This is a genomic window from Mesorhizobium sp. CNPSo 4688, from assembly GCF_057784295.1.
Genome location: NZ_JBWLUY010000001.1, coordinates 239071 through 259470 on the forward strand (window position 1 = coordinate 239071; position 20400 = coordinate 259470).

Below are 20400 nucleotides of genomic sequence, written 5' to 3' on the forward strand. Positions count from 1 at the left end.
CTTACTGGAAGACGTAACCCATGTGCTTGCGCCTTTGCGCCGAGACAGCGTCGGTGACCGCTTTCCGGTTGTCGGGGGTATCTTCAAGGATCATTGCCGGCGCGCAAGGTTGCTGGACAAGCTGAACAAATGGCGTCCCGTGACGGTCGATGGCAGCGCGTAGACCAACGATCACATTTTCCGGCCCTTCCCAGTGCTCCGGCATGGCATATGTTGAGTGGACCCAGTTGCCCTCCAAGTTGTCCAATGGTGGAGAGCCGGAAAGCATTTCTACAACCTCGAACTTGATCCGAATGCTATTGGCGGAACGATCCGATAGCTTGGCTGCCAGTTGCTCACCGCCATTGTTGCTCAGAGCCTCACGAAACTTGCGCCGCCGTTCCTGGAGTTCCGGGTCGAATACCGGTTGATAAGATATCATTCTGGCGCGGACGACGATTTGCGCATTGCTGAAGTAGTTCAGATCTTGCTCGTGAAGAATTGCACATGCCGTTGCTGTTCCGGATAGCGAAAAAAGGCTCAAAACCGCGCATGCCAGCACAGCGTTCAGCTTCAAGGTCCTGTTCACATCGCTCTCCATACCGCCTCAGCATTAGAGACGATCGTCAACAATCAAGGCAAATTGACGCCGTCTCACAGGTAATAGCTGCTGCCGTTGCCGACCGGCCCGCGTGCTGCAGGCCTAAATCGCGGTGCTGGCCCGGGCCTTCGGCAGGCGCAGCGGAAGCGGCAATTCGAACAGGCGCTCCTTGGCCGGGCACATGCCGCAGGCGGCTTCGTCCTCGAGGGCGGCGAAAGCGTCAAGTTCGGCGCGCGAGCAATCCGGGTCGAGTGGCTGATAGGCGAGATAGCGATCCCATTTGTCGACTAGGCGGTATTTTGCTTTCTGCATCGGCAGATAGGCCAAGGGTGCGCATTTCCAGATGCGCCCATCGAGAAGCTGCTTGCAGTGACGGGCTGGACAGGCCTCCCAGCTAGCGCGCGGGTCGCCGTCCTCGAATGGCAGCATGGTGTCGCCAAAACCTTCGTAGCGCCGGGTCCAGTTCTTGTGCGCCGGACGCACCCTGGCGACGAAACCGTGCTCCTGCCGCCATTGTTCCAGCAAGGCGAAGACCGGTTTCAGCCGGTCGCGGTATTCTTCCGAATCATGATGAACCGAGATGACAAGGCGGGCGTCCGGGTCCGCTGCAAGGACGGTGGGCAAGGACGGGTGACGATGCAGGAAGAAGCCGTTCGAGACGATCTCGATCTGGGTATGCGGCCAATGCCGCCGCACCAGGCCGACAAATTGCGGCAAATGCGGATGGACGGTGGGTTCGCCGCCAAGCAACGAGAACCGGGTGACCGATACACGGCGGCTCCAAAGGCCCATCCAGCGGTCGGCATCCTCAAGCGACACCGTGCCGGAATGGGCATGGTTGGAATAGTGCGAACAGCTTTCGCAGGCCAGGTTGCAGCCATGCGCGACATGCAGTTCGAGCTTCCGGAACACCGGCTGCTCTCCCCGCAGAAGCGATCCTACCCGTTTCAGCATCCCCATGGGGTCACGCTAGCATGTGGATGTGTGCCGTGCATCATCTCGCCGGCGGCAAATTTCAGCTCTTTGTTTTACGCAATTCCCGAGGGAAAACCGCTCTACACTTTTCCTGGAATTGCTCTATGGCAAGGACACGCCGTCGCAAAGGTAGTAGCTGCCGCCATTGCCGGCCTGCTCGCCTTCGTCGGCGGTCGGGCGCACTGAGACGATGTCGATTTGCGTCGCGTTCATCTGCGTGATCGAAAGCACGTCGGGAAACAAAAAGCCCGGTTCCTGGCAGATGGCGGTGACCGCCCAGCTCGGCGAGCGCGTCGCCTTGGTGACCTGAACGAACTCGCAATTATACTCGACGCTTTGCAGGCCGTCCGCCGACAAGATGACATTGCCGGCGTCGATCAGCGTCTGCAGCGTGTCCTTTTTGGCTTGCGCACAAAGCTCCTGGGTTTGGAGATAGACGCCCTTGATGAAGTCCTCCGCGGCCGATGCGGGTGACGCCGCAACCAGCATCGAAACGCAAAGAGACCTTCTCAAACCCATGTTTTCATTCTCTTTTACGACAAGGGATCGTCCAAGCGATCGCTCTATAGTGTGATCGTTTGGCCGATTGCTGGCAAGGCCACGTCAACATCCGATCCTTCGAGACCCGCAACGAACTTTTCCGCTGTCGGGTCGATGATCGGGAAGGTGCCGAAGTGACAGGGCACGACCGTGTCGAAGTGGAAGAAGCGCCGGCAGGCAAGGGCCGCCACCGCACCGCCCATGGTGAAACGGTCGCCGACCGGCACGATGCCGATCTTCGGCTCATGCAATTCGTTGATCAGCGCCATGTCGGAAAAGATGTCGGTGTCGCCCATGTGGTAGAGCGTCTTGTCCTCCGCGAAATGCAGGACCAGACCGCCGGGATTGCCGAGATAGACGTTCTGGCCGCCATCGAGGCCAAACGACGAGGAATGCAGCGCCTGCACAAAAGTGGTGGTGAACGCGCCGCAATCGACGGTGCCGCCGAGATTGCCGGGGTTGATCTTGTTGCCGTCGACGCCCTGGCCGACCAGGTACATGCAGATCTCGAAATTGGCGACCAGCTGGGCACCGCTCTTCTTCAGCACTTCGACGGCGCCGCTGACGTGATCATTGTGGCCGTGGGTCAAAAGCACATGGGTGACGCCTTCCGCCGGTCCCTCCCAGCCGCCCGTCCATGACGGATTGCCGACGAGATAGGGGTCGATGAGGATGGTCGCGCCTGATGTCTCGATGCGAAAGGCCGAATGTCCGTACCAGGTCAATTTCATCAATCGTGTTCCTCGATTTTGGTTGCGCCGGAAAATAGAACGCCGGCTGCGAAATTAAAGTGACATAGTATGCTCTCGGTTCAAAAGAACGTGTCACGCTTTTTGTCGAAGGTAGGCCGTTGGGCATCATAGCAATCGAGGATCTGCCGGCACGCCTGGAAGGCGGCAGGACGCTCGCCGGGCTCGACCTCGGCGACAAGACGATCGGCGTCGCCGTTTCCGACCGTGGCCTGTCCTTTGCCCATCCGCGCCCGGTGATCCTGCGCAAGAAGTTTTCGCAGGATGCGGCAGCGCTGCTGGCCCAGTTGCAAAAGGACAATGTCGGCGCGTTCGTGCTCGGCCTTCCCATCAACATGGACGGATCGGAAGGTCCGCGGGCGCAAAAATCGCGTGCCTTCGTGCGCAACATGGCCGGGATGACCGACCTGCCCTTCGTGCTGTGGGACGAGCGGCTGTCGACGGTCGCCGCCGAGCGGACGTTGATCGAAATGGATTTCTCGCGCGCCAAACGCGCCGGCAAGATCGATTCGGCGGCGGCGGCCTTTATTCTGCAGGGAGCTTTAGATCGACTCCAGTCGCTTGGCTCATCCGATCGCCCGGAACCGGATTCCCCACCTTCCGCCTGATCCAGGCTGCGATGTTGCGGCGGCGACGGAACGCCCACAGCGCCATCAGCAGGAAGCCGTCAAAGACGCAGGCCCTTGCTACCATGCCCGGAATGATTGCCGGATCGATGCCCAGCATCTGGCCGTAGAGCTGGAACACGACATCGTGCAGCTGCCGGCTGAGCATGACGTAGCCGAAATTGATGTCGTTGAGCGACAGGTAGAACCAGCCCCAGAACAGAGCGAGCGGAGCGGCCCACAATGCGAACAGCGTACGCATCAGAGACCGTCCCTGCGGCTGGAGCCGCCTCTATGGCCACCATCCCTGGGACCGCCATCTCTGGGACCGCCATCTCTGGGACCAATGTCGGGCCGGCCGGAAATGCGCGACAGCAAGGACCCGTGCGCGGCGCCTTGTGCCATGGCATGCGCGGTTACCCGACTCTCGGCTTCCCGCGAAACCGCGCCGGCGAAAACCGACCTCCGCTCGGCAAGCATGGCGACATAGGAGGCCAGAAGTGCCGCCAGTTGCACGGCCACAACCATGAACAGGCCGTTGATGCCTTGCGCGGCGCCGCCGATCAGGATCAGCGACAAGACGGCGGATGCGGAAATAAAGGCGGTCCGCGCCACGCTGTCGGCTCCGTCGGGGCTCGCTGCGGCGTTAACCAAACTCTCGACGAAGACCCAGCAAAACAGCACCGCGACGACCAGCAGCGCAATGGCCAGCGGCGCCACGACGGCAGCGTTGTCGAGATCGACCAGACGGGAGTTTTCCACGACGACGCCGAGCACCCCCAGGGCGCCCGCAACGCCGCGGTTTCCATCCATACAGATGAACGCCAGCAGGGCGAAAACCACTGCCCAGTGCAAGGCCAGAAAAGAGGTCAAAATGGCACGCATGGCATTCCTGCTTTGGTGACAAAGACAGTGGGCTTTGCGGCCCGCCGCTGCAATGGAAACCATTTGTTAAGGTTAACGTCCATCCACAGGCGGCAGTAAATTCGCGGTGAAAAGCTGTGCAGGCGGCGTCAGTTGACCGGCGGATAGAGCGTGTCGATGATCATGCGCGCGTCATGGCGTGAATCGAGCATGCCATAGGTGTTGCGCCACTGGCCGGCGAGCCGCGTCTCGACAAAAGCGTCGGCGATCCGCCCCGCCCCCAGCCGGCGCAATTCCGCCGCTGCCGCCGACAGCGCCAGTTGCTCGGTGAGCAGCCGGGCTGATCCCTCATCGGTGCCTGCGACCTGCATGGCAGCCTTCAACACGCCGATGGTGCCGCGTCCGCCCGCCCCGAGATCGCGGTCGATGCCGGCCAGCACCTCCTCGAACAGGCCGGGCGCGCGGCCAAGCACGCGCAGCACGTCGAGAGCCATGACATTGCCCGAGCCTTCCCAGATCGCATTGACCGGGGCTTCGCGATAGTAGCGGGCGAGCGGTGCTTCCTCGACATAGCCATTGCCGCCGAGGCACTCCATCGCCTCATAGAGCAGTGCCGGCGCGATCTTGCAGACCCAGTATTTGACCACCGGCGTCATGGCGCGGGCAAAGGCCGCCTCGCCGCGGTCGCTGGCCGCCTCGTCGAAAGAACGCGCCAGCCGGAACGAGAGTGCTGTAGCGGCGGCGACGTCGAGCGCCATGTCGGCCAGCACACGCTGCATCAGCGGCTGTTCCATCAACGTCGAACCGAACACCTGGCGGTGGCGGGTGTGATGGACGGCTTCGGCCAGGCCGGCGCGCATGATCGCCGACGACGCGACGGCGCAGTCGAGTCGCGTCAAGGTGACCATGTCCATGATCGTCTTCACGCCTGCGCCGGGCTCGCCGACCATCTCGCCGATGGCATTGACGAACTCCACTTCCGAGGAGGCGTTGGAGCGGTTGCCGAGCTTGTCTTTCAGGCGCTGGAAACGGAAGCCGTTGCCGGAGCCGTCGCCGAGGATGCGCGGGACGAGAAAGCAGGAAAGCCCTTCCGGCGCCTGTCCGAGCACGAGGAAAGCATCCGACATCGGCGCCGACATGAACCATTTGTGGCCGGTCAGGCGGTAAAAGCCACTGCCGGCGCGCTCGGCCCGTGTGGCGTTGGCACGCACGTCGGTGCCGCCCTGCTTTTCGGTCATGCCCATGCCAAGTGTCAGGCCGGTCTTTTCGACCGGCGGTTTCTGGCTCTGGTCGTATTTGCGCGTCGTCACCCGCGGCGCCCATTCGCGAAACAGCTTTGGGCTGGCCATCAACGCCGCCAGCGACGCGCTGGTCATCGTGATGGGGCACAGATGCCCGGTCTCGAGCTCGGCGGTCAGATAGAAACGCGCGGCGCGCACCTGATGGCGGCGGCCGATCTCGCTGTCGCCGTTTTCCCAGATCGAGGAATGCAGGCCGCCGGCGACCGAGCGGCGCATCAGCGCATGATAGGCCGGGTGGAATTCGACCTGGTCGATGCGCCGGCCCTGGCGGTCATGCGTCCTGAGCTTGGGCGTCTCGACATTGGCAAGACGCGCCAGTTCCTGCGCTTCCTGCGTCAGGACGAAGCGGCCAAGCCCGTCGAGATCCTTGCGCACCGGATCGGAAAAGCGTTCGGCGAGCTGGATCAGCAACGGATCGCCCCGCCAGGCGTTGCCGCCCGTCAGCGGCGGCGGCTGGTTGGTCACGTCGTCGGTCACGCACTGTCCTTATGATCGCAAGGCCTCGAATCCGAAGCCATCGGCTAGATATAGCCCAAGCCGGCCCGCGCGCGCGACGAAAATACCGGGGAGAAAGGCCGCAATCCCAAGCTGGCGCTTGCGGCAAGGAATTCTCCCCCCTATAGCAGCGCCTTGAGATGACCGACGCTTCGTCCCTGCCGCTCTACCCCCACCGCCATCTTCTGGGCATCCGCGATCTTTCCCCCGGGGATATCGAGCTTTTGCTCGACCGGGCTGATCGCGCCGTCGCCATCTCGCGGCAGTCCGAGAAGAAAACCTCGACGCTGCGTGGCCGCACCCAGATCAACCTCTTCTACGAAGCATCGACCCGTACGCAATCGTCGTTCGAACTCGCCGGTAAACGGCTTGGCGCCGACGTCATGAACATGTCGGTGGCGAGTTCTTCGGTGAAGAAGGGCGAAACGCTGATCGACACGGCGATGACGCTTAATGCCATGCGCCCTGACATCCTCATCATCCGCCACCAGTCGGCGGGCGCCGCCGCGCTTCTGGCACAGAAAGTCGGCTGCTCGGTGGTCAATGCGGGCGACGGCGCGCATGAGCACCCGACGCAGGCGCTGCTCGATGCGCTGACCATCCGCCGCGCCAAGGGACCGCTGTCGAAGCTGATCGTGGCGATCTGCGGCGACATCCTGCATTCGCGCGTGGCGCGCTCCAACATCATGCTCTTGAACGCGCTCGGCGCGCAGGTGCGGGTGGTAGCGCCGTCGACGCTGTTGCCGTCCGGCATCGAGAAAATGGGTGTCATCGTCTCGCGCTCGATGGCCGAAGGGCTGAAAGGCGCCGACGTGGTGATGATGCTGCGCCTGCAGCGCGAGCGCATGGAAGGCGCCTTCGTGCCTTCGGTGCGTGAATATTTCCGCTATTTCGGCCTCGACGCGGAAAAGCTGAAGGCGGCCAAGGATGGCGCGCTGGTCATGCATCCCGGACCGATGAACCGCGGCGTCGAGATCGCGTCCGAAATCGCCGACGGCCCGCAAAGCGTCATCCAGGAACAGGTCGAAATGGGCGTCGCCGTGCGTATGGCGGTGATGGAAGCGCTGCTCGATCCCCGTCGCAACGCAGAGGGCCGTGGCGCATGAGCACGACGGTCTTTGAGCGCGCCCGCATCGTCGACCCGTCACGCAGCATCGACGAAGTCGGCACGGTTATTGTCGAAGGCAAAAAGATCGTTGCGGCTGGCAAGGCGGCCCTGAACCAGGGCGCACCAGCGGGAGCCACCGTTGTTGACTGCGCCGGCAAGACGATCATCCCCGGTCTGATCGATTCGCGCGTCTTCATCGGTGAGCCCGGCGGCGAACACCGCGAGACCATTGCTTCGGCAAGCGCGGCGGCGGCGGCCGGCGGCGTCACCTCCGTTGTCATGATGCCCGACACCGATCCGGTGATCGACAATGTCGCGCTGGTCGAATTCGTGCTGCGCACCGCCAAGGACACCGCAATCGTCAATATCTTCCCGGCTGCGGCGATCACCAAGGGCCTTGCCGGCCGCGAGATGACCGAGTTCGGCTTGCTGCGAGAGGCCGGCGCGGTGGCCTTCACCGATGGCCGGCACACGATAGCCAGCGCGCTGGTGATGCGCCGGGCACTGACCTATGCCCGCGACTTCGGCGGTGTCATCGCGCATGAGACACAGGATGGCGACCTCGCCTCGGCAGGCGTCATGAATGAAGGCCTCTATGCCAGCTGGCTCGGCCTTGCCGGCATTCCGCGCGAGGCCGAGTCCATCCCGCTGGAGCGCGACCTGGCGCTGGCGCGGCTGACGCGCGGCGCCTATCACGCCGCCAAGATTTCGACGGCTATGGCAGCACAAGCGGTGACGCGGGCGAAGGCCGACCAGGCCAATGTCACGGCCGGTGTGGCGATCCACAACCTGTCGCTCAACGAGAACGATGTCGGGGAATACCGTACCTTCTTCCGCCTGACGCCGCCTTTGCGCGCCGAGGAAGACCGGCTGGCGATGATCGAGGCCGTCAAGGACGGAACGATCGACGTCATCGTCTCCTCGCACGACCCACAGGATGTCGACACCAAGCGCCTGCCCTTCGCCGATGCCGCTGCCGGCGCCATCGGGCTGGAGACGCTGCTGGGCGCGGCACTGCGGCTCTACCACATTGGCGATGTGCCGCTGCTCAGGCTGATCGAGACGCTGTCCACGGCACCGGCCAAACTGTTTGGCCTGCCGGGCGGCACGCTGAAGCCGGGCGCTCCGGCTGATCTTGCGGTCGTCGATCTGGAAGAACCCTGGATCGTCAGCGAAAGCGGTATCCGTTCGCGCTCGAAAAACACCTGTTTCGAAGGTGCGCGGCTGCAAGGCATGGTCTTGCAAACACTGGTGGCGGGCCGCACAGTGTTTTCGGCATAGGCTGATCGCGGCACTTCGCACGTCGATTTGCTGCCAGGGAAATGCGGGGGGAAACAATGAGTTACAACGTCATCCTGGCATTGCTGTTCGGCTATCTCCTCGGCTCGATTCCCTTTGGCCTGCTGATTACCCGCGCCGCCGGCCTCGGCGATGTCCGCAAGATCGGTTCCGGCAACATCGGCGCCACCAATGTGCTGCGCACCGGCAACAAGGGCCTGGCCGCCGCGACGCTGGTGCTCGACGCGCTGAAGGGCACGGCGGCGGTGATGATCGCGCGCCATTATGGGCACGACTTCGGACCGTGGGCCGGCCTTGGACTCTGGGCAGGCCTTGGTGCCTTCCTTGGCCATCTGTTTCCCGTCTGGCTTGGTTTCAAGGGCGGCAAGGGCGTTGCGACCTATCTCGGCGTGCTGATCGCGCTCGGCTGGCATGTGGCACTGATCTTCATCGTCGTCTGGCTAGTGATGGCTTTCGTCTTCCGCTACTCGTCGCTGGCGGCGCTGACGGCAGCGGTCATCGTGCCGATTGCGCTGTATTTCCTGAGCACGCCTGAGGTCGCCGGGCTGTTCGTGGTGATGAGCCTGATCGTCATTGTAAAACACCGCGCCAACATTTCGCGCCTGCTTGCCGGCACTGAAGGCAAGATCGGAGCCAAGGGGTGAGCAAGCCTGCCGCCGGGCCGCGCCTCAGCGACCGGCAGCGGCTGAGCTGGCTGCGCCTGATCCGCACCCAAAATGTCGGCCCGGCCTCGTTTCGCGAATTGATCAACCGCTTCGGCTCGGCCGAGGCTGCATTGGAGATGCTGCCCGAACTGATGATTTCGGGCGGCGCCAGAAAAATCGTCCGCATTCCCTCCGTCGAAGAGGCGGAAGCAGAACTGGAAGCAGCCAGAGGGAACGGCGCCCGCTTCGTCGGCATCGGCGAGGCCGACTACCCGCCGATGCTGAAAAACATGGACAACCCGCCGCCTCTGATCGCCATGAAGGGCGAGGCCGCCGTGTTCCGGCTGCCTGCGGTCGCCATTGTCGGCGCCCGTAACGCGTCGCTCGCCGGCATCAAGATGGCGCGCATGCTGGCGGCGGATCTGGGCCGCGACGGCTACGCCATCGTCTCCGGCCTGGCGCGCGGCATCGACACGGCGGCCCACCAAGGCAGTCTCTCGACAGGCACGATTGGGGTGCTGGCCGGCGGGCTCGATGTCCCCTACCCGCCCGAAAATATCGGCTTGTGCGATGATATCGCCGAACGTGGCGGCGCCGTCATTTCGGAGATGCCGTTCGGCTGGCAGCCGCGGGCGCAGGATTTTCCACGCCGCAACCGGCTCGTCGCGGGTGCCGCCCTCGGACTTGTGGTAATCGAAGCGGCGCAACGCTCCGGCTCGCTGATCAGCGCGCGCCTGGCCGGCGAAATGGGCCGGCTGGTCTTTGCCGTGCCGGGTTCGCCGCTCGATCCACGATGCGCCGGCTCGAACGGCCTGCTCAAGGACGGCGCCACGCTGGTGACCGAGGCATCCGATGTTTCCGGCGCGATCGCGCCCTTGGCCGGCACGCGGCCGCCCAGGGCGGCGTCCTCGGAAAAGGCGCCCGACTTTTCCGCAACGCCGCCACCCGGCGAAGACGAACGCAGCGGCGTGCTCGAAGTGCTCGGACCAACGCCGGTGGCGGTGGACGAGATCATCCGCCACACCGGTCTCAATGCCGCGCAGGTGTCGATGGTGCTTTTGGAACTCGACCTCGCCGGCCGCATCGAGCGCCACGCCGGCGGCGATGTCTCGCTGGTGTTCGGCGGCTCCTGACGGCTAGCGGAACAGATACCGCGACACCTCCGGATTGCCACGGCGCCACATCACATTGTCCAGAAAATAATGATGCACGTTGATGAAGATCAGCACGATGAAGAAGAACAGCGATGATCCCAGGACTTGCCTGTCATAGGGAATCAAAGCCGTCAGCGCAGACGGGATCAGCCAGAAACCGAGATAGCCAAGGGCGGTGCCGCCGACGATAAAGCCGAGAAGCCGAAACCTGTAGAGGGGGCCGAGAAAGGACAGGACCTTCGGCTGCGGATTACTTTCGGCATCGGAGCTGTCACGCTCGACATTGGTCTGGTAGCGCCAAACCACGGCGAGATACTGCAGCGAGTGGAGCGCAGGCACGATCAGCAGCCAGAGCGGGTTTATTCTGGCAATCAGGATCCACAGATAGAGCGACGCGACATAAGCCACCAGGCCGTTATAGGGCAGACCGCCGCCGTTCTTCCGCCAGCGATTGACCAACATCAAAAGCGTGGCCGCCGTCGACGCAACGGCCGCCAGCAGGGCAATGTCGGCAATCCAGGAAGGGGCGGCGAATGTGTAATAGTCCAGCCCGTAATATTTGCCCTGGGTGACCGCGGTGTTGGTCTGCAGCCACGCCAGGATCCACACGGCGTAGGAGTTGACCAGCAGCACCTTCTTGTCGCGGTCGTCGAAGAATTTGCGCTTGAGCACCGCATCCACCATCAGCATGCCGTAGCCCTGCTTGACGTAGTGCCAGCCGACGAAAAAGAACATGGCGTTGGTTGCGTAGCCGAGCAGCCGCGTGTTCGCCGCCGCCGCGCCATAGGCAAAGAACCCGGTCATGACCAGAGGCACGACAATGCCCGCAAAGATGTAGCGGAGTTGCAGGCTCCGGTCGTAGCCGTTGCCGGATACCTTGCGCCCGAAATTGCGATAGAAAAGCTGGTAGGAGTGGGCGAAGTGGGGATAGTTCACGAGATAGGCCACGAAGACCATCGTTGCGGCTACCGGACCCTCATACTCGAGCGGAACGAGAAACAGCACCGGCAGGATGAGAAAAGCGCTGCCGCCCAGCATGAGGAAATCGGCGACCGGGCCGAAGAGATGCTTCTGAGGTGTCGCCGCCTTAGGAGTTACGGCATCCGCCGAAAGCTGAAGTGCCATGTTCGAACCCTCCCCTGGGAAGATCGAGTTTAGCCAGCGGCGCGTGTGGCGACAAGGTTGGAAGCTGCGCTCTGGGCCGATGCAGGCACCAAGTTCGTCTTGTCATTTTGCGAGTAGAAATGGCGAGCGTGATGGGGTTCGAGCCCATCACCTGCTGATTAAAAGTCAGGGCCTCAACACCAAAACGAATGCAAGCACTACGACTTCGACGCCGCGAGCGGCAAGGCGATCACTCGCCTGCCATGGGCCAATGCCGACGACGAGATCCGGGAGCCAAAGGCAGAGCTCAGGCGGCTCGCAGCAGACGGGAAGGACGCTGCGACACATTCAGGCGGGTTGAAGGTATCCGACCGAATGCTCGCGCATCCTCAACACCAGCAGGCGCGTGGCTGCGAATGGCGCCATAGCGATAAACGCCATCGTGACACTGACGAAAACCGACAGAAGACAGATCCCGTCGGGGACGGAGCAAACTGTTTCCATGAACTACCCCTTTCCACCGTTATCCTGCGGCCTCCTCCGCGCGTCTGCAAGCATGCTCCCGCTTCAAGAGAAATACAAGCATGCGCTAATGGATGCAGACTGGAGGGGCGTAATTGCCCGAGGTCTGCCGCTGGCCGTGAGGCGCAGCAGCAGGCTGAGATGCAAAAGCGCTGTCTGCAGGCCACAGCAAGTTGCAAGGAGTCGCACAGGCCTCATGGGGTGCGAACTGCGGCCAACGGCAGCGCGCTCTGGCGGTCCACAGGAAACCAAATCAAAACTCAATCGTTGAACTGGGGTATGGCGCCAATCGGGAGTGCGCATGAACCCTCGTGAGAACTCTGTTTCTCCGTTTGAGGAGGAACAAGACCAGGCCCGACTCGCGAAGAACGCACGCCTGCGAGAGCTTCGATCTCATGCGTCTTGGTTGGCTTTCGACCCTCATGCCCAGTTTCATGATGAGATAGATCTCTCAGTCATTTTCGAGGAGAGGCCGTTGCACAACCGCTTTTAGAGCGGGCCAAGTCCCACGGACTTCAGTCGTAATTGAGTAAATTCTAATCTGCCTATAACTTAGGCAGTGCGGGGGACCCCGAAATCCAAGCCCGCAATGGCCGGTGCGCCTCGCTTGCCCAAGCAACCCCCCGCACCGGCCATTTCTACTTTCTGGGACCCTATGGCCACCTCAACGGCCACGATTTGCCGGACATGCCGCTGGAGGACCGGCGCGAGATACTGGCAGCGATGATCCCAGAAGGGCGCCGCATCCAATTCAGCCAATCCCTACCAGGCGATGCCGCGGCAATCTTCCATCTTGTTGACCAGGCCGGGCTTAAAGGAATGGTATCGAAGCTCAGGGACAGCGTTTACCGGAGCGGGCAATCGAGCAATTGGTTGAAAGCGAAGTGTTACACCATCGGCGAATACGACCTGCTCGGCGTCGAGCGCGAGCCCGGCCAACCGGCCTTTGCCCTCATGGTCGAGCGCGGCACCGGGCGCTATATCGGTTCTGCCTTCATCAACTCGAGCCGGGAGATCCGCGATCGACGCTGGAAGCGCGTTCAGGAGCACGCTGGCCCGGCGCCCAAGGGCATGAAGCGACCGGCGACGCAATGGGTGAAGCCGGGGCTGATCGGCCGCGTGAAGCATCTGCGCGGCGAGGCAGACTTGCGGCACGCCTCGCCCCAGGTACGAACGCCGTTCTTACGCAGGGACCGTCCTCATCTGTTCGGCCGATGTGCCGGGCAAAGGAAGGCGCCAAATTGCACATGTGATCTTCCCTGGTCACACCGCCGAACAGCCCTTTCAGCTAGTCCCTAAATGGGCTGTTCTAAGAGCCCCACCGGCTGATTCCGGTGGGGCATCTTGCTATCCAGGCCTCAGCCAGGCGGCTTCTCCCGCGGTTGCTGATGGATCGAGAGCCGTTATAAGTGGCGGCTTGTACGCTTCCTGCCTCTCGGAATGGAGCCGTCGGACACTCTAACGCGAAGGCTGTTCGACGGCAAGCGAACACTCAGGGTCCTGCTATGGCTTCTGCCAGATAATGCTCGAGCTACGGGCATCGCCCGCAAGAAATCCCACCCCGGTATCCAGATCGAGGGTGTGCACGTCGCGGCTCTCAAACACAAACTGCCGTTCAGAGACAAAAGAGCTGACATCGTTAATCTGGAGAAGTTTGGCATTCGAGCTAAGGTCTATTGCGCGAACGGGACCGGCAATCGTCAAAAGAGGTTGCGTTGTTGAGCAAAGCAAGCGCTGCCCTCCTGATGTTGTCAGGCTGAGGACAAACGGCACGCACTTTGATCGCCTGCCGCGTACGCGGGCAGGACGAATGCCTCTCGACCTGATTCCATCGACCCCAGACACCGAATCTCCAATTTGAATATCTTCGATGCCTTTGGATGTGCCGTCTGCCATCACAATCGGGGTCCCGGAGGCTAGGCAATCTGGCTCACCTGGCCCCGGCTTGCAGTTTCCTAAGAGCGGCTTGAGGCCACCTACGAAGAAGCTGGCGCCATTCTCAAGAAACAGGCTGTAAACCTCGTCAGAGCGATCGGTCTGCCGGACATCGAGCGCTGTCAGTTGCTCCTCTATGTTGGACGTGCGCAGCACGGTGGGGGTCAGTAGGTACAACGCTTGCACTGGTCCTGCTGATGTTCCAATTGGCTGCGAGGCGGAGCAGCAGATGGTCTCGCCGGACGAAGTTGTTAGCTCAACCGTGCTCTCTATGCCAACCGAGACTCCGACGACACGAACTGGCGACGGATTTGCGTCGTCAATCGAATGGACGCCAAGAACGCGATCATTGACGTTTATTTTTTCGATCGGCTTTCGGGAGCCGTCGCTCATCGCGATCATTGTTCCCGCGGCGAAACAATGACCGCCGCCGGGAACCTGAGGTACTGGAACATCATCTTTGGAAAAGATCAGCACCTGGTCTTGGTCGTCATCGCCGAATCCAAACACCTTTCCATGGTCAAATACTTCTCTGTCGCCGAATGTTCTATTAAAACCCGGTTTCCAGGCAATATAGAACAGATCGCCAACATTTCCTGACAGTGTTAGAGGCGAGTCAACCGTAACTTTTCGTGTGAACTTATTGCCACTTTGATAAATCTGTACTGTAATAACCGGTGTCGGGAAATCAGGCGAGATCAGAATCGTCCTTTGGGCCATAACCCACCTCTCCGAAACAGACTTCCATTAACTTCAATGCTATCATGTAAGATCGACACCGAGAAGACATTGATGCCTCCGAGCCAACAGGCGGTCGAGGCGCGCGATTGCAATTGGCCCAGCAGCGGATGAGCAGGCCGTCAGAAAGTTCGAACACGAACATGTCGGTGGACGATGAGACATAGGGGGGGCATTTGGTTCCTCTCCCCACTACGGCCCCCTGCTTGCAGCCCTTGTTGGACGCCTTCCTCGGCGAAGCGACGAAACGGCTCGCGGTGGACATCGCCACGTTTGGGTGGGTTATGATGAAGCGAGCGGATCACTTTACGAGTGAACGGGGAGCCGAAGTAGTGTGTATGACATCAGTCATCATGTCGGCACGGGAACGCGCAATCGCGAGTGATAGCTCAAGCGCACGCCAAGAGAAACGCAGACCGCTCCCGTTATCGGAGCTGGCTCTATGCGTTTTAAGCTGTAGCACAGAGTTTGGAACTCGCACGGATTTGGCGCACAGGCGACCTAGTCCAATACTCGCCTCGATCGCATTTTAGCAGATCCTGAAAACGGGGCGGCTCTTGATCCGGGAAGCTTAAGCATGATCGGAGAAAGATACTGATGCATTTATGCCACGGGTTGAAGCCATGAGGAACCGCGCATTAGTTCTCATCTTCTGTTTCTTAAGTTTATGATATAATAACGATGAGTGATTGCCTGTTTTCGATACGTCAGATGGGAGATGGCTTTGACAACGTCAAATGTAAAGATTGCTCGTGGAATTGTTCTTGACGCTGCGGTTGCACTAACGTCAATTTCGATTACAGACTCTGATGATGACGACAGTCTAGTGGCGCTGGGCATCAAAGGCGCTTTGAGAAAAGTAGTCCCCGCACGCCTTGTAGTCTCAGCAACGGAATCGGGGCGCAGCCTGGATCTCAAGGTTCTGAGCGAGCAATGTCGCCGTGCTAAGACCTTGGCAGACCTCAATAAAGCCGTTGCATCTTCACTACAGCCACAGAAATCTATCGCAACGTCGTCACGGCAGCGGCTTAAAATAGATTCTGCTCGCTTTAGTTCGTCAGCCGTCATGGCGCACGTTTGTATCGTCATTGCTAAGTTTAAGAGTATCGACCCCTCGCTGATAAAGCCGACGGACGACCTGAAAGCCAAATGGTTCTTTGATAGATTTGAAAAGCGCGCAATCAGCAATTCGATTAATTCGTACTTCGAATATCAACTTAATCATCGTTTATCTCCTCAGATACATCCCTCGGAGACAGAGGCCGCTGTCACCGTCCGTGATCTTGGCCAGATCACGTTCAATCATCTGTAAGTCCGGTGCAGCCATGACACGAACAATCACTATGGTCGCCGTTTTGTTGGTGACGATGTCGTCCCCAGTTCTGGCGGACAAGCGTCTCGAGGACGCTCTTGAGCCGTATTATGATGTCGACAAGAACGGCCTTGATGCCAAAGAGCGGCAGGCGATGATGCAGCAGATTCAGGCCATCCAAGATCGCGCTGTTGAAACGGTTCAATTCAAGAAGCAGGACCTTCCAGACGAGAACAACCAATGGCGCTCAGGCATCCTGTTGCGGGACGCATATGCCACTGGAGCCTTCCTAGACAGCAACGAAGAGATCTCGGACGCTGGGGCCGCCTTTTCATATACGAACAATTTTAAGACCAACACCGACACGTTTTCAGCAACGGGGGCTCTTATGTTTGGAGCCGTTGGTGAACTCAATCGGAGATATGACGGTCCCTCAGACGTCTGGCGTCCAACGAGACTTGGGTTTTTGGGTGGCGTAGAGTTCGACACCGCCTGGGTCGATGGCGAAAAGTCTGGCTCACTAGCTGCGCGTTTCGGCACGGAGTTGGAGACCCAGCAAGGCGGCCCGTTGGATTATCAGTATTGGAAAATGGATGGGGTCTACACGACAGACTTCGACGGATCAGCGAGCGTGTTAGGTCTTGAAGCGAAGTGGATGCCCCTTTCAACGACGTTGCCGATCGGCAAGACAGTTTCTCTCGATAACGGCCGGAGTACATGGTTGTATTTCCGACCCACACTCAACCTCGACTATGCACATGTCGAGGACAATGGCGAGTTCACTAATCTCGAGCCGGGCGCCGACTATCTCTGGGGAGGAATAAAAGCTGACATCTCTCTATTCTTCAGCGAAGACACTCCGCTAGAGCGCTTAAGCATGAACGCAAAGTACATTTTAATGTACAACCTCCTCGACACTGGTCATAATTCCGTGGATTTCGCGCAGGTTGCCATTAAATATGCACTAAATGATAGCAAATCATCGTTCCTGCAGTTACGGTACACCTACGGAAACACACCCAGAACCCTCACCGAGAAAAACGAAATATTCTTTGGGTTGACGGCTCTGATCGGAGACTTGGTGGAGGCGAAGCCTTCGCCTGATGCCCTGTAGTAATTGATATACGATGTCTGCCGATCCGGCGCCTATCTAGGCACACGCCAAATCAAAACGTGTCAGCCAGATGAAGTGTCAGTGATTGGATGAAAGTAACGAGCGCCGCTGAGCAGAAGCCGATTCTGCTCACGAAGGTGATGAAGCGCTCGTAGCCGATCCGCGCAATAGTCTACCTGTCTAGACCGGGCGTGGCTAATTCCGCGCGATAAACCGGGCTGAATAGCGTTCCGAGTTCCGGGTCAAATCCGCGGTGGCTTGTCCATCTCCCCGACAGCAGACAATTGAATCTTGTAGACAGAACAGCATCTCCTCAAGCGGCAGGTTTTGGGCCGTAAGCGGTCGGTCGGCTTCGGAGGCTCGAACTTTTGAGAAGCAGACCTTGAGCCTCCTGGGGCCGTCGAGATGTGACCCTTACCGGACAGCGGAAATCCTTCCTGCTTTGCAACATCATCTAGTATCTGCGCGACGTCTCGCGAGCGTCGCTGAGGGTGTTTCGGCGAAATGCTGACGGTAGCGCTCAGCAAAGCGCCCCAGTTCGAAGAAGCCGAGATCTGTTGCTATCGCGGTGACAGTCGCCTCCGGTGTCGCGGCTAAGAGCTTCTGCCGCGCCGCCTCAAGTCGCCGTTCGATGACAAACTCGTGTGGCGAGCAACCATGGACGCGCTTGAAGCTTAGTTGCAGCGAACGGATGCCAACGCCGATGGCGGTTGCGACCTCGTCAATCCCAATTACGTCCGCCAAATGGGCATCGATCCATTCCTCGGCAAGATGGACTTGCGCGTGACTGATGTCTTGTACTGGCTCGGAGTCTGTCGGCGAAGCCTCGGAAAGACATTCAACTATGAGACTAACGAGCAGACGTTGAGCATGTAACCGCGGCTTGCGGGCCTCTCCGAGAGGCGAACCGGTCCGTTCGACTTCGCAGGCCATCCATTTTGCCGTGGAACGCAGGGTGTCGAGTCGGGCGCCCTCTGGTAAGGAGCCAACCCATTCTGAAAATGGCTGCAGCTTGCGAAATCGCTGACGCATAGCCGTCCTGATGATACTGGCGTCGACGGTCAAGAGAAGAAGTTTGAACGGGTTGATGTCGAGATGCAGATCGGTGCCAGGCGCGTGCATGACGGCGTTTCCGCCATGGGAGTCAAATTTCTTACCGTTCACCGAATGTCCGATTGACCCGTCCTCGTGAAAGAAAACTCGGAAGTGATCGGAGAGCGGACCTTGCGCGGTGAGATCTACTGCACAGTCATGCTCGATATAGGAGAAACCAATGTTCTCCATGTCGAGCTGGTTCCATCGAATGGCATATTGGAGGTCGTCGGTCTTGATGCTCCGATTTCGCTCCCAAACCTGGCCGGCAAATTGAGCGCCCTCGTCGAGGTCACCGCTCGCAAAGATGCGATGCTTTGATAGGAATTCCATGGCCACGCTCCACCGTGAAAAGCATGAACTCCCCAAAGTTGGCTGCGGTCAGGCAGAGACGTCTCCGTCAGCGCAATTCACCGCTTGCGAACATCGAGACCAGAGCGAGTGTCGCCCTAAAGCGAAAGGACTGCTCGGGGCATTTCCGATCCACGATCTCCGCCGCCTCCTCCGTCTTCCTGCGTAACTTGCTCTCCGGCAACTGGGCGACCATCTTCCTCGCTCGAGCAACGGTGAGCTTGCGAGTCGCGTCGTCTGCCAGATCCGCCAAGAGGGAGAGAGCGAGGTCGTCGCCTTTCCCAGTGCTCTGTGCACGCCTACCGAGGAGCAGCAGCGCTTGCGCAATTTTACCCCAGTTTGCGTCTGCCTCAAATAGTGCGCGAAGTCCTTCCCGACAGACTAGGACCACGCTGGTTCGGAGTGTTTCCCATTCGGCGTCGCTTAGACTTGACTCGAATTCCCGATGGGCCATCGCAAACCTCGCAAGTAAAGTTAGCGAAACGCAGCAGCTAGACTATGCAGAAAGCGAATGCGGTGATCATTCGCATCCTGCATAGCGGAGGAGAGTGATTTTGAATCCTCCTATCCGGGTTAATCGGACACCAGGAGGATATCATGTCCACGAAACCCTCATCGCCAACAAGGCGTGACATACTTGCAGCCACCGCTGCTGCTGGGGCCATCAGCATGCTTCCCGGAACAGTGAGCGCCGCATCGAGCGGCGACGCCATCCGCCCCTTCACCATCAGCATCCCGCGGGAGGAACTCGACGATCTTCGCCGGCGCGTCAAGGCCACTCGCTTCCCCGACCGTGAATCCGTGACCGACTTTTCGCAGGGCGTGCCGCTCGCGACGATCAAGAAGCTCGCGGATTACTGGGCGACGGACTACGACTGGCGCAAGGTCGAAGCACGGCTCAACAGTTATCCGAACTTCATCACCAAGGTAGACGGCCTAGACATTCACTTCATCCACGTCCGCTCGAAACACGAAAACGCCTTGCCGGTGATCGTCACGCACGGATGGCCCGGTTCGGTCATCGAGCAGCTGAAGATCATTGATCCACTGGTCGATCCCACCGCGCATGGCGGTACTGCATCGGACGCATTCGATGTAGTGATCCCTTCAATTCCCGGCTACGGATTCTCGGGCAGGCCCGCCACAACGGGGTGGGGACCGCAGCGCATCGCACGCGCCTGGAATGTCCTGATGAAGCGCCTCGGCTATAACAGATATGCCGCCCAGGGCGGCGACTGGGGTGCGATCATCACCGACACGATGGGGGTACAGGCGCCTCCGGAACTCCTCGGCATCCACACCAATATGGCCGGCGTGATCACACCCGACATCGACAAGGCCGCCGGGGCCGGCGCGCCGGCGCCGGCCGGTCTCTCTGCAGAAGAGCAGCAGGCCTACGAGCACCTGAAGTTCGTGTATACGAAGGGCGTCGGCTACGCCTACCAAATGGGCCTGCGCCCGCAGACGCTTTACGGGCTCGCCGACTCTCCCGTCGGTCTGGCCGCCTATCTGCTCGACCACGACGCGCGCAGCCTGCAGCTCATCGCACGCTCATTTGACGGGCAGGTTGAAGGTCTGACGAGGGATGATGTCCTCGACAACATCACGCTTACCTGGCTGACGAACACCGGGGTTTCCTCCGGTCGTCTCTATTGGGAGCGGCTCGCGGAGGGCGCAGGGTTCGGCTTTTTCAATGTCAAAGGCGTAACTATTCCGGTTGCTGTGAGCGCCTTCCCGGACGACCTATTTCAGACTCCGCGCAGTTGGGCTGAGCGGGCTTACCCCAAACTCATTTACTACAACAAGCTCCCCAAAGGGGGGCATTTCGCGGCTTGGGAACAGCCGGCGCTTTTCGTCCCCGAAGTGCGTGCCGCGTTTCGTCCGCTGCGCCAGGAGATCTGAAGCGGGCGGGGTGGAT

Annotated in this window: 20 protein-coding genes; 9 read left to right on the forward strand and 11 right to left on the reverse strand. The window is 60.2% G+C overall.

Going from position 1 to position 20400, the window contains the following annotated elements; genetic code table 11:
- Position 1: 1 nt before the first annotated feature.
- The 4 genes from AC04SH_RS01280 to AC04SH_RS01295 all read right to left on the reverse strand — a co-directional run bounded on the left by AC04SH_RS01280 (position 2) and on the right by AC04SH_RS01295 (position 2826).
- A complete protein-coding gene (locus AC04SH_RS01280) occupies positions 2–568 on the reverse strand; it encodes a hypothetical protein (protein WP_488573639.1) in 567 nt (188 codons plus the stop codon).
- A 114-nt stretch (positions 569–682) separates the two neighbouring features.
- Complete coding sequence (locus AC04SH_RS01285) at positions 683–1492, reverse strand: radical SAM protein (protein ID WP_488573640.1); 810 nt, start codon at positions 1490–1492, stop codon at positions 683–685.
- Positions 1493–1657: 165 nt separating this feature from the next.
- Positions 1658–2074, reverse strand: a complete 417-nt coding sequence (locus AC04SH_RS01290) for a hypothetical protein (protein WP_488573641.1) — start codon at positions 2072–2074, stop codon at positions 1658–1660.
- A gap of 44 nt (positions 2075–2118) precedes the next feature.
- A complete protein-coding gene (locus tag AC04SH_RS01295) occupies positions 2119–2826 on the reverse strand; it encodes a metal-dependent hydrolase (RefSeq protein ID WP_488573642.1) in 708 nt (235 codons plus the stop codon).
- A gap of 119 nt (positions 2827–2945) precedes the next feature.
- Here AC04SH_RS01295 and ruvX point away from each other — a divergent pair, with 119 nt between their 5' ends.
- Positions 2946–3452: a Holliday junction resolvase RuvX gene (gene ruvX / locus AC04SH_RS01300; protein ID WP_488573643.1), complete on the forward strand. Its 507-nt coding sequence runs from the start codon at positions 2946–2948 to the stop codon at positions 3450–3452.
- On the opposite strand, the gene AC04SH_RS01305 is transcribed toward ruvX, so the two are convergent.
- The 3 genes from AC04SH_RS01305 to AC04SH_RS01315 all read right to left on the reverse strand — a co-directional run bounded on the left by AC04SH_RS01305 (position 3370) and on the right by AC04SH_RS01315 (position 6091).
- Complete coding sequence (locus tag AC04SH_RS01305) at positions 3370–3711, reverse strand: DUF6105 family protein (protein ID WP_488573644.1); 342 nt, start codon at positions 3709–3711, stop codon at positions 3370–3372. The genes ruvX and AC04SH_RS01305 overlap by 83 nt on opposite strands.
- Positions 3711–4334: a hypothetical protein gene (locus AC04SH_RS01310; protein WP_488573645.1), complete on the reverse strand. Its 624-nt coding sequence runs from the start codon at positions 4332–4334 to the stop codon at positions 3711–3713. Before AC04SH_RS01310 ends, AC04SH_RS01305 begins: the two co-directional genes overlap by 1 nt.
- 128 nt (positions 4335–4462) lie before the next feature.
- Positions 4463–6091 carry a DNA alkylation response protein gene (locus AC04SH_RS01315; protein WP_488573646.1) on the reverse strand — a complete coding sequence of 543 codons (1629 nt, stop codon included), beginning with the start codon at positions 6089–6091 and terminating at the stop codon, positions 4463–4465.
- 158 nt (positions 6092–6249) lie between these two features.
- Between AC04SH_RS01315 and AC04SH_RS01320 the strand changes: the two genes are divergently transcribed.
- From AC04SH_RS01320 to dprA, 4 genes are read left to right on the forward strand one after another with little or no spacing between them, the layout of a single operon-like run.
- A complete protein-coding gene (locus AC04SH_RS01320; RefSeq protein WP_023806087.1) occupies positions 6250–7215 on the forward strand; it encodes an aspartate carbamoyltransferase catalytic subunit in 966 nt (321 codons plus the stop codon).
- Complete coding sequence (locus AC04SH_RS01325; RefSeq protein WP_488573647.1) at positions 7212–8498, forward strand: dihydroorotase; 1287 nt, start codon at positions 7212–7214, stop codon at positions 8496–8498. Before AC04SH_RS01320 ends, AC04SH_RS01325 begins: the two co-directional genes overlap by 4 nt.
- Positions 8499–8554: 56 nt before the next feature.
- Positions 8555–9160 carry a glycerol-3-phosphate 1-O-acyltransferase PlsY gene (gene plsY / locus AC04SH_RS01330; RefSeq protein WP_477232634.1) on the forward strand — a complete coding sequence of 202 codons (606 nt, stop codon included), beginning with the start codon at positions 8555–8557 and terminating at the stop codon, positions 9158–9160.
- Positions 9157–10293 (forward strand): DNA-processing protein DprA, encoded by a 1137-nt coding sequence (gene dprA / locus AC04SH_RS01335; protein ID WP_488573648.1) that lies wholly within the window; start codon positions 9157–9159, stop codon positions 10291–10293. Before plsY ends, dprA begins: the two co-directional genes overlap by 4 nt.
- A 3-nt stretch (positions 10294–10296) precedes the next feature.
- On the opposite strand, the gene AC04SH_RS01340 is transcribed toward dprA, so the two are convergent.
- Entirely contained in the window at positions 10297–11439 is a 1143-nt protein-coding gene (locus tag AC04SH_RS01340; RefSeq protein ID WP_488573649.1) for a hypothetical protein, read from the reverse strand.
- A 1146-nt stretch (positions 11440–12585) separates the two neighbouring features.
- Between AC04SH_RS01340 and AC04SH_RS01345 the strand changes: the two genes are divergently transcribed.
- Positions 12586–13239 carry an ATP-dependent DNA ligase gene (locus tag AC04SH_RS01345; RefSeq protein WP_488573890.1) on the forward strand — a complete coding sequence of 218 codons (654 nt, stop codon included), beginning with the start codon at positions 12586–12588 and terminating at the stop codon, positions 13237–13239.
- A 204-nt stretch (positions 13240–13443) separates the two neighbouring features.
- Here the strand turns inward: AC04SH_RS01345 and AC04SH_RS01350 are convergent, their stop codons facing one another.
- On the reverse strand, positions 13444–14595 hold the full coding sequence (locus AC04SH_RS01350; RefSeq protein ID WP_488573650.1) for a Hint domain-containing protein: 1152 nt from the start codon (positions 14593–14595) through the stop codon (positions 13444–13446).
- 742 nt (positions 14596–15337) lie between these two features.
- Between AC04SH_RS01350 and AC04SH_RS01355 the strand changes: the two genes are divergently transcribed.
- Both AC04SH_RS01355 and AC04SH_RS01360 read left to right on the forward strand, forming a co-directional pair.
- Entirely contained in the window at positions 15338–15925 is a 588-nt protein-coding gene (locus AC04SH_RS01355) for a hypothetical protein (protein ID WP_488573651.1), read from the forward strand.
- Positions 15926–15956: 31 nt separating this feature from the next.
- Positions 15957–17039 (forward strand): hypothetical protein, encoded by a 1083-nt coding sequence (locus tag AC04SH_RS01360; RefSeq protein ID WP_488573652.1) that lies wholly within the window; start codon positions 15957–15959, stop codon positions 17037–17039.
- A 450-nt stretch (positions 17040–17489) separates the two neighbouring features.
- Here the strand turns inward: AC04SH_RS01360 and AC04SH_RS01365 are convergent, their stop codons facing one another.
- Together AC04SH_RS01365 and AC04SH_RS01370 are read right to left on the reverse strand one after the other, a co-directional pair.
- A complete protein-coding gene (locus AC04SH_RS01365; protein ID WP_488573653.1) occupies positions 17490–18464 on the reverse strand; it encodes a helix-turn-helix domain-containing protein in 975 nt (324 codons plus the stop codon).
- A gap of 67 nt (positions 18465–18531) precedes the next feature.
- Positions 18532–18936 (reverse strand): hypothetical protein, encoded by a 405-nt coding sequence (locus tag AC04SH_RS01370; protein ID WP_488573654.1) that lies wholly within the window; start codon positions 18934–18936, stop codon positions 18532–18534.
- Positions 18937–19079: 143 nt separating this feature from the next.
- On the opposite strand from AC04SH_RS01370, the gene AC04SH_RS01375 reads away from it, so the two are divergent.
- The gene (locus tag AC04SH_RS01375; RefSeq protein ID WP_488573655.1) at positions 19080–20384 is read left to right on the forward strand and encodes an epoxide hydrolase family protein; all 1305 of its coding nucleotides are present in this window, start codon (positions 19080–19082) and stop codon (positions 20382–20384) included.
- The last annotated feature ends 16 nt before the right edge of the window (positions 20385–20400 follow it).

What these genes read in the sequence shown, in the direction of transcription:
- AC04SH_RS01350 (WP_488573650.1), bottom strand. Translation starts at nt 14,595, where the DNA reads ATGGCCCAAAGGACGATTCTGATCTCGCCTGATTTCCCGACACCGGTT.
- AC04SH_RS01340 (WP_488573649.1), bottom strand. Translation starts at nt 11,439, where the DNA reads ATGGCACTTCAGCTTTCGGCGGATGCCGTAACTCCTAAGGCGGCGACA.
- AC04SH_RS01310 (WP_488573645.1), bottom strand. Translation starts at nt 4,334, where the DNA reads ATGCGTGCCATTTTGACCTCTTTTCTGGCCTTGCACTGGGCAGTGGTT.
- AC04SH_RS01360 (WP_488573652.1), top strand. Translation starts at nt 15,957, where the DNA reads ATGGTCGCCGTTTTGTTGGTGACGATGTCGTCCCCAGTTCTGGCGGAC.
- AC04SH_RS01305 (WP_488573644.1), bottom strand. Translation starts at nt 3,711, where the DNA reads ATGCGTACGCTGTTCGCATTGTGGGCCGCTCCGCTCGCTCTGTTCTGG.
- AC04SH_RS01320 (WP_023806087.1), top strand. Translation starts at nt 6,250, where the DNA reads ATGACCGACGCTTCGTCCCTGCCGCTCTACCCCCACCGCCATCTTCTG.
- AC04SH_RS01370 (WP_488573654.1), bottom strand. Translation starts at nt 18,936, where the DNA reads ATGGCCCATCGGGAATTCGAGTCAAGTCTAAGCGACGCCGAATGGGAA.
- AC04SH_RS01295 (WP_488573642.1), bottom strand. Translation starts at nt 2,826, where the DNA reads ATGAAATTGACCTGGTACGGACATTCGGCCTTTCGCATCGAGACATCA.
- AC04SH_RS01290 (WP_488573641.1), bottom strand. Translation starts at nt 2,074, where the DNA reads ATGGGTTTGAGAAGGTCTCTTTGCGTTTCGATGCTGGTTGCGGCGTCA.
- AC04SH_RS01365 (WP_488573653.1), bottom strand. Translation starts at nt 18,464, where the DNA reads ATGGAATTCCTATCAAAGCATCGCATCTTTGCGAGCGGTGACCTCGAC.
- AC04SH_RS01375 (WP_488573655.1), top strand. Translation starts at nt 19,080, where the DNA reads ATGTCCACGAAACCCTCATCGCCAACAAGGCGTGACATACTTGCAGCC.
- AC04SH_RS01325 (WP_488573647.1), top strand. Translation starts at nt 7,212, where the DNA reads ATGAGCACGACGGTCTTTGAGCGCGCCCGCATCGTCGACCCGTCACGC.
- plsY (WP_477232634.1), top strand. Translation starts at nt 8,555, where the DNA reads ATGAGTTACAACGTCATCCTGGCATTGCTGTTCGGCTATCTCCTCGGC.